Source organism: Mycobacterium sp. E2497 (assembly GCF_001668695.1).
Classification (GTDB): domain Bacteria; phylum Actinomycetota; class Actinomycetes; order Mycobacteriales; family Mycobacteriaceae; genus Mycobacterium.
In genome coordinates this window covers 1-7,512 of record NZ_LZKD01000082.1, presented here as the reverse complement: position 1 = coordinate 7,512, position 7,512 = coordinate 1, and the positions used below count along the sequence as shown (strand labels likewise).

At 69.9% G+C, this 7,512-nt stretch carries 8 protein-coding genes and 1 pseudogene; 2 read left to right on the top strand and 7 right to left on the bottom strand.

Annotated elements, in window-relative coordinates; all coding sequences use genetic code 11:
* From A5713_RS28180 to A5713_RS06250, 3 genes and pseudogenes are all read right to left on the bottom strand, one after another.
* Window positions 1-121, bottom strand: a pseudogene (locus A5713_RS28180) (lactate 2-monooxygenase); the annotation flags it as partial.
* Between the two features lie 45 nt (window positions 122-166).
* Entirely contained in the window at window positions 167-625 is a 459-nt protein-coding gene (locus tag A5713_RS06255) for a hypothetical protein (protein ID WP_068093698.1), read from the bottom strand.
* Window positions 606-1,655: a nucleoside hydrolase gene (locus A5713_RS06250; protein WP_068093697.1), complete on the bottom strand. Its 1,050-nt coding sequence runs from the start codon at window positions 1,653-1,655 to the stop codon at window positions 606-608. Before A5713_RS06250 ends, A5713_RS06255 begins: the two co-directional genes overlap by 20 nt.
* A gap of 39 nt (window positions 1,656-1,694) precedes the next feature.
* On the opposite strand from A5713_RS06250, the gene cmaA1 reads away from it, so the two are divergent.
* Complete coding sequence (cmaA1, locus tag A5713_RS06245; protein ID WP_068093695.1) at window positions 1,695-2,582, top strand: cyclopropane mycolic acid synthase CmaA1; 888 nt, start codon at window positions 1,695-1,697, stop codon at window positions 2,580-2,582.
* A 19-nt stretch (window positions 2,583-2,601) separates the two neighbouring features.
* On the opposite strand, the gene A5713_RS06240 is transcribed toward cmaA1, so the two are convergent.
* The 4 genes from A5713_RS06240 to A5713_RS06225 all read right to left on the bottom strand — a co-directional run bounded on the left by A5713_RS06240 (window position 2,602) and on the right by A5713_RS06225 (window position 6,723).
* Window positions 2,602-3,345 carry a 2OG-Fe dioxygenase family protein gene (locus A5713_RS06240; RefSeq protein ID WP_068093692.1) on the bottom strand — a complete coding sequence of 248 codons (744 nt, stop codon included), beginning with the start codon at window positions 3,343-3,345 and terminating at the stop codon, window positions 2,602-2,604.
* A gap of 49 nt (window positions 3,346-3,394) precedes the next feature.
* Window positions 3,395-3,817, bottom strand: a complete 423-nt coding sequence (locus A5713_RS06235) for a VOC family protein (RefSeq protein ID WP_197509461.1) — start codon at window positions 3,815-3,817, stop codon at window positions 3,395-3,397.
* Window positions 3,818-3,866: 49 nt separating this feature from the next.
* Window positions 3,867-5,861 carry an SDR family oxidoreductase gene (locus tag A5713_RS06230; RefSeq protein WP_068093690.1) on the bottom strand — a complete coding sequence of 665 codons (1,995 nt, stop codon included), beginning with the start codon at window positions 5,859-5,861 and terminating at the stop codon, window positions 3,867-3,869.
* 148 nt (window positions 5,862-6,009) lie between these two features.
* Window positions 6,010-6,723, bottom strand: a complete 714-nt coding sequence (locus A5713_RS06225; protein ID WP_067926462.1) for a histidine phosphatase family protein — start codon at window positions 6,721-6,723, stop codon at window positions 6,010-6,012.
* 83 nt (window positions 6,724-6,806) lie between these two features.
* Between A5713_RS06225 and A5713_RS06220 the strand changes: the two genes are divergently transcribed.
* The coding region (locus A5713_RS06220) for a MaoC/PaaZ C-terminal domain-containing protein (RefSeq protein ID WP_068093685.1) at window positions 6,807-7,512 on the top strand (706 nt) is incomplete at its 3' end.

Genomic DNA, 7,512 nt, shown 5'->3' with positions numbered 1-7,512 from the left:
CTTTCGGGGGCATCGCCGCCGCCGCCTTTTCCTCCAGCTCATCGAATCTGATCGGGTATTGCGGCTGATTGCCGTGCAGCGATTGGTCGTACAGCTCGGTTTGGTAGTCGGCGAAGGCCATGACCGTGCAGTACCCGACGCCTCGAGGGCCAAACGAATCGGTCGCCTAGGGTCGCGCCGCGCGCACCGCCTCCGCCCGGGCCATCAGCCCGGCGCCGCCGGGCAGCGCGCCCACGACTGTGCGGGCCAACCGGTCGCGCCTGCGGACGCCGTCGGACCTGGCCTTGCCGGTGCGCAGGTGGCGCCAGCCCAGGCCGGCCCACGACGCCGCGACGGCTGCGTCGGTCACCCCGCCGCGCGCCCGGCGCCGGTCGACCGCGGCCAAGCCGAGCGCGGTGGCCGAGTGCACCGCGTCGACCCAGACGCCCGCCGCCAGCACCTCCGGGCCAGGGTTGACGCCTGAGAGCAACGCCTGGCCGAGATGGCGGGCGCCCAGGATGCGGGTGACGACGAGCGCCTTGCGGTCGACTTCCACCCCGTGGATGTGATCCAGCACCCCGGACGGGGCGGCCAGCAGCACGGCGCCCCAGCCCGCGCGCAGGACTTCAATGAACCGAACCTTCATGCGATGTGGATAGCCCGCGCGCGAAGGACCCAACCCGGTCGATGAACCGGTCGAAGAAGGCCGCCGCGTCCACGTCGACGCCGATCAGCGCGTTGGGCTCCCGCCGGCCCGACCAGTCGGTGACCGTCATGGCGCGGGTCAGGGTCCCCGTCAGCTCGATGTCCACCGTCGCGGGACGGGTGGCGACGAGCCCCGGGTCCAGCGCCACGGCGGCGGCCAGCGGATCGTGCAGATGCGCCTGGTATCCGTGGCCGATCTCGTGGTAGGCCTCCAGGTAGAACCGCATCGCGTCCTCGATCACCCGGATCAACCGGTTGGACGCCGTCGAGCGGGTGCCGGGCTCGTCGTCCGCGCTCATCGGCGTCGCGCTCGATCCGGCGGTGGCCGCCAGCCTGGCCAGGTGGTCCGGCGTCATCGCCACCTTGCGGGTCAGATCCAGGCCGCACAGCACCGGAAGGCGCTCTTGCCCAACGACTTCGGGGTCCCAGGCGGCCAGCACCTCGGCCGCGGCCTCGGGGTCCACGCTGATGTTCCATTCGGCCACCGCGGTGGTGTTGCCCCGGTGATCGTAGGAACCGCCCATGACGACCAGCCGGCGCAGCAGCGTCGGCAGCGCCGGCTCGGCGCGCAGCGCCAGCGCCAGATTGGTCAGCGGGCCGGTCGCCACGCCGACGAGCTCGCCGGGGAAGGCATGGGCGGCGCGCACCCAGGCGGTTGCCGAGTCGTGACTCGTGAGCCGCCCATCGGTGGGCGGCAGGTCGGCGTAGCCCAAACCCCTGGGGCCGTGCACCTTCGACGGCAGGCGCATCGGACCGGTCAGGGTCTCGCCGGAGCCCTTGGAGACCGGGACGCCGGTGACGCCGCACAGCTGCAGCAGGCCCAGGTTGTTCTCGCAAACCTGTTGCACCGCAACGTTTCCCCCGGTGGAGGCGATGCCGACCACATCCGCGTCCGGGCTGGCGAACAGATACATCAGCGCCAGCGCATCATCGACGCCGGTGTCGACGTCGACGAAGACGGGAGCGTTCATTGGGTCCAACATACTCATTTCGGCGACTAGGCTGACACGATGCCAACGACGTCGGAGCCCCCCGAGGGGAATGATCTAACGCCGCACTTCGACGATGTGCAGGCGCACTACGACTTGTCGGACGACTTCTTCCGGCTATTCCTCGACCCGACGCAGACCTACAGCTGCGCCTACTTCGAGCGCGACGACATGACGCTGGAAGAAGCGCAGATCGCCAAGATCGATCTCGCCCTGGGCAAACTTGGGCTGCAGCCGGGCATGACGTTGCTCGACGTCGGCTGCGGTTGGGGCGCCACCATGATGCGCGCGTTGGAAAAGTACGACGTGAACGTCATCGGCCTCACCCTGAGCCGCAACCAGGCCGAGCACGTCGAGCGACTGATCGCCCAGTCCGAGAGCCCGCGTTCGGCCCGTGTCCTGCTGCAGGGCTGGGAGCAGTTCGACGAGCCCGTCGACCGGATCGTCAGCATCGGCGCCTTCGAGCACTTCGGGCACGAGCGCTACGACGCGTTCTTCACCCTGGCGCACGACCTGCTACCCGCCGACGGCGTGATGCTGCTGCACACCATCACCGGGCTGCACCCGACGGAGATGGCGGAACGCGGCATGCCCATCTCGTTCACGTTCGCCCGATTCATCAAATTCATTGTGACCGAGATCTTTCCGGGTGGGCGGCTACCGTCGATCCAGATGGTCCAGGAGCGCGCGACCGCGAACGGCTTCACGGTGACCCGCGTGCAGTCGCTGCAGCCGCACTACGCGAAGACCCTCGACCTCTGGGCCGCCGCGCTGCAAGCCCACAAGGACGAGGCGATCGCGGTGCAGTCCGAGGAAGTCTACGAGCGGTACATGAAGTACCTGACCGGTTGCGCCGACGCATTTCGGGTCGGATACATCGACGTCAATCAGTTCACCTTGCAGAAGTGACTACCAGTGCACCCGACCCTTACGGCCACGCCGAGGCGAACGTGATGACCAGGACGTCGCGCTGCGCGGGGCCCGAGCCGTCGATCGGCCGGATCGGGGAGACTCCGTGCAGGGTGCGGCGGTCGTCGCCCAGCATCAGCGTGCCCGGCTCGACCAGCGTCGTCGCCAGCAACTGACGCCCGTCCAGGTCGCACACCGTGCTCTCGCCGCCGATGGCGTTGCGCCGCCCGACCAGCAGCGAGCTGACCAGGGTGACGCCGTCGCGGTGCATGCCCTCGGGCGTGGGCTGGGCGCCCTCGTCGGTCGACGACCGGATCCGGAACGGATGCACCTTGACGTTCCAGTCCGCCACGTCGTCAAGCACCGCCGCCACCCGGGCCAACAACCCGATCAGCTTGTGCAGCAACCGATCCCGGGCGAACGCGTCGGTCAGCGGCTCAAAGTCGCGGTCCCTGCCGATGTAGAGGGGATTGGAGTCCTCCGGCTGCGCGAACGTGGTCCTGGGCATCGGGCGCAGCAGCCCGTCCTGAACGGAGTACTGGCCGTATCGGCGTTGCCGTTGGACCCCCAGCTCCGCCGCGTACGGGTCGGGGACCAGGTCCTGCCAGTGCCGGGCGAACCGGGTCCACTCCTCGCGGCCGGCGCCCAGGCTTCGCGTCACGTCGAACGCGCTCATCACCGCCGCGCCCGTCGTGGCGACCAGCCGGGTCGCCGCGGCCGCCGGGTCGGCGTCCGCCCGCGTCTGGGAAAGAATCCGGGTCATCGCGCCGGAATACCGCAATCGGGTGGGCCCGAAACGTTGTGCTGCCGTGTCAGTCTCGGCCGGGCAGCCGCGTCGTGACCTCTTGGACCAGCCACGTGTTGCCGTCGGGATCGGCGAAGGAGAAGTACGACTGGTAACTGGTGTGCTCGGGATCGGGCCCGGGCAGCCGTGCTTCGGCCGGGAACGGCACGCCGTGCCACATGTCGCTCGCGCCGACGCCGCGGCGGAGGAGGTCGTCATGGGCCGCTTCGATGTCGGAGACGGTCAGCACCGCCTGGGCCGAGCCGGGCGCCGACGGGGTGATTCCGTCGCCGAACGTGACCGAGCAGGACGAGCCCGGCGGCGTGAACTGGACGACCCGGACGCCATGTCCTGGCGTGGTGTCGCCGTCAAAGCGCCACCCCAGGCTGTCGTAGAACTGTCTCGCGCGGTCAACGTCCGATACGGGGACGACGTGGACCTCGAGGTGCATGCCGACCATTGTCCCCGCGCCCGGGGGCGGGACTCAAACGCGGTCCCGCCTACCAATGCACGCCGGGTACCAACCGCACCAGCCGCTTGACTCCCCGCGGTGTCCGGATGCCGCCGGTGACCGCGCGGACCGGCCGCCTCGGCTTGCGCGGCGCCGGGGTGGCCGCGGGTGGTTCGGTGGGCAGGCCGCGTGCGGCGGCCGAGTCGGGGTACCCCAGGTAGAGCTGGTGCAGGATGCGCCGCGACGTCCGCGGCGCGAAGTAGTGGCCGACCTCGGCGAGCGTGCCCAGCGGGGTGTCGATGCGCGCGGGCTTCTCGACCAGGCCGCGGACCACCATCGCGGCCGCGTGCTCCGGGCTGATCGCCGGCACCGGGTTGAGCCGGTGCGACGGCGCGATCATCGGCGTGCGAACCAGCGGCATATGGATGTTGGTGAACGTGACGTGGTCGGACAGCGTCTCGGACCCGACCACGTCGGCGAACGCGTCCAGCGCCGCCTTGGTGGGCAGGTACGAGCTGTACTTCGGGTTGCGGGCCTGCACGCCGGCGCTCGAGACGTTGACCACGTGGCCGAAACGGCGTTCGCGCCAGTGCGGCAGCAGCGCCAGCACCATCCGCACCGCGCCGAAGTAGTTGACCGCCATCACCCGTTCGTAGTCGTGCAACCGATCGGTCGAGTTGACCACCGAGCGGCGGATGGACCGCCCGGCGTTGTTCACCAGGTAGTCGACGTGGTCGAAGCGGCCCAGGATGTCCTTGATGGTGTGTTCGACCGAGGTGGAATCGGTGACGTCGCAGGTGAACGCGTGCGCGTCGCCGCCGCCCGCGCGGATCTCGGCGACCAGTTGATCCAGCGCGTCGGCGCTGCGGGCCAGCGCGAAGACCGTCGCGCCGCGCTCCGCGACCGCGATCGCCGCCGCCCGGCCGATCCCGCTGGATGCGCCGGTGATGATCACGTGCCGGCCGCGCAGCGGATCGTTACGGCGGGCGCGGTCGGGGTCGAGGTGCTCGGCCCAGTACCGCCACAGCTGTGGCGCGTAGCCGGCGAACTCCGGAACCTCGATCCCGGTGCCCGCCAGGGCTTCCCGGGTCTTGTCGCTGACGAAGGTGGGCTTGAGGTCGACGAGGTCGAAGACCTCGGCCGGGATCCCCAGCTGGGTGGCCGCCATGTTGCGCAGCACCCGGGCGCGCCCGCGCGCCTTCAGCAGCGGGGCGGCCACCGAGCCGGGCAGCGACCCGCGGGCCGGGGGCAGGCCGGCCGCCTTGGCGACGCCGCGGTAAATCCCGCGTAGGCCAACGGTTTTGGGCGCGGTGAGGTGGAACGCCTGACCGTCGCGCCCCTCGGCGTGCATGAGCGCGACGAGCGCGTCGACGACGTAATCGACCGGCACGATGTTGGTGCGGCCGGTGTCGGGCAGCAGGATGGGCGTCAGCTTCGGCAGGACGGCCAGCGCCGACAAGACGCCGAAGAAGTAGTACGGCCCGTCGACCTTGTCCATCTCGCCGGTGCGCGAGTCGCCCACCACCACCGCCGGGCGGTAGATCCGGTAACGCAGCCCGGGCGTCGAGCGCACCAGCTGTTCGGCCTCGAACTTGGTCCGGTGGTACGGGGTCGGCAGCTGCTGGCCGACGTCGAAGTCGTCCTCGGTGTACTCGCCGGGGAAGTCGCCCGCCACCGCGATCGAGGACACGTGATGCAGCGTCGCGCCCAGGCGCCGCGCCAGCTCGATGACGGCGCGGGTCCCTTCGACGTTGACGGCCTTCTGCTCGGCCTCGCCGGCGGTGATGTCGTAGACGGCGGCGCAGTGCACGACGTGGTCGACCGGGCCCAGCTCGGCGAGGGTCTCGTCGGTCAGGTCCAGCTCCGGTAGCCCGGCGACCAGCGGTTTGGCCCGCTCGCCCCATTTGGCCGCCAGCCGCTCGAAGCGGCCCAGCGACTGCCGGCGCACCAGCACCCACACCTGCGCGTCGGCCCGGGTCTCCAGCAGACGATCCACGACGCGGCGACCAATAAACCCGGTACCGCCGGTAACGACATACCGCATGGAGCCATCGTGGCGGGTGGTCGGGGGCCCCGTCAACCCAGCGGCGATCGCAAGCGCGGCGTGAGCCGGGCGCGGCGGGTCGCCACCATCAACCCAGTGGCGATCGCAAGCGCGGCGTGAGCCGGGCGCGGCGGGTCGCCACAATCAACTAGCTGTGGAAGTCGCGGATGCCGTCCCAGTCCACCAGAGTCCAGCCGGTCATCGGGTTACCCGTGATCACCACGCGCCCGATGTTGGGCAGCGGGTGACTGGTCAGCAGGGTGTCCTTGGCGTTCCTCGCGTTCATCAGCGTCCAGTACTCGATGGCGAACTTGTGCGAGAACACCACCGGATTGTGCTGGCCGCTGTTGTAGACCTTTTGGATGGCCGCGGTGAATCCGTCGTTGAACTGCTTGCCGTTGATCGACCCGGGGATGCTGTCCTGGACGTCGCCCCTGAGCCAGTCCGCCGGGGCCAGCAGGTACGTCGCGTTCTCCTGGGCAACCGGCTTGCCCTCGAACCAGCCGGCGTTGATCTCCTGGATGCCTTGCAATACCTCGACCTGCTTGCCCAGTTCGGCGGCCAACGGCGCGGCGGTCTGCTGGGTTCGGGCCATGGTCGAGGCGTAGATGCCGTCGTAGTCCTTGTGGCCCGCCTGGTGGGCGACCTGCTGGGCCTGCCCCTTGCCCTCCGGGCTCAGGCCGGGACCCGGCACCGAGGTGTCGATGATCCCGCTGGCGTTGGCTTCGGACTCGGCGTGCCGGATGAACGTCACCGTGATGCTGCGTGCCTGCGGCGATCCGCCACAGGCGCCGACGATTACGGCCGCGGTGAGCGCCGCGACCGCCTTCGACACATTCCGGACCAACCTGCGCTTCGGCATGTCGATAGCCTGCCCTGCCGACGGCTTCGGTGGGAAGGGTTTGCGATGGTTAGGTGGAGAAAATACGTCAGAAGGAGACTCAGATGGCGATTGACCCGAGTGCCGTCGGCGCGGTGACCGAACCCATGCTGTTCGAATGGACCGACCGCGACACCATGCTCTATGCGCTCGGTGTCGGCGCCGGCATCGACGACCTGTCGTTCACCACCGAGAACAGCCACGACATCGACCAGCAGGTGCTGCCCACCTACGCGGTGATCTGCTCCCCGGCCTTCGCCGCGGCGGGCAAGATCGGGACGTTCAACCACGCCCTCCTGCTGCACGGCTCGCAGGGCATCCGGCTGCACGCGCCGCTGCCGCCCGCCGGGAAGCTGTCGGTGGTCTCGGAGGTCGCGGACATTCAGGACAAGGGCGAGGGCAAGAACGCCATCATCGTGCTGCGCGGCCGGGGCACCGACCCCGACTCGGGCGAGCTGATCGCCGAGACGTTGACCACGCTGGTCATCCGCCAGGCGGGCGGTTTCGGCGGATCGCCGGGCCAGCGCCCGATCGCCCCCGAGTTCCCGGACCGCGAGCCGGACGCCCGCGTCGCCCTGCCCACCCGCGAGGATCAGGCCCTGATCTACCGGCTGTCCGGTGACCGCAACCCGCTGCACAGCGATCCCTGGTTCGCCAAGGAGCTGGCCGGATTCCCCAAGCCGATCCTGCACGGGCTGTGCAGCTACGGGGTGGCGGGCCGCGCGCTGGTCGCCGAGCTCGGCGGCGGGGTCGCGGCCAACGTCACGTCGA

Excerpts from the sequence above, each read along its gene's own strand:
- A5713_RS06255 (WP_068093698.1), bottom strand. The coding sequence starts at position 625 with ATGAAGGTTCGGTTCATTGAAGTCCTGCGCGCGGGCTGGGGCGCCGTG.
- A5713_RS06250 (WP_068093697.1), bottom strand. The coding sequence starts at position 1,655 with ATGAACGCTCCCGTCTTCGTCGACGTCGACACCGGCGTCGATGATGCG.
- cmaA1 (WP_068093695.1), top strand. The coding sequence starts at position 1,695 with ATGCCAACGACGTCGGAGCCCCCCGAGGGGAATGATCTAACGCCGCAC.
- A5713_RS06240 (WP_068093692.1), bottom strand. The coding sequence starts at position 3,345 with ATGACCCGGATTCTTTCCCAGACGCGGGCGGACGCCGACCCGGCGGCC.
- A5713_RS06235 (WP_197509461.1), bottom strand. The coding sequence starts at position 3,817 with ATGCACCTCGAGGTCCACGTCGTCCCCGTATCGGACGTTGACCGCGCG.
- A5713_RS06230 (WP_068093690.1), bottom strand. The coding sequence starts at position 5,861 with ATGCGGTATGTCGTTACCGGCGGTACCGGGTTTATTGGTCGCCGCGTC.
- A5713_RS06225 (WP_067926462.1), bottom strand. The coding sequence starts at position 6,723 with ATGCCGAAGCGCAGGTTGGTCCGGAATGTGTCGAAGGCGGTCGCGGCG.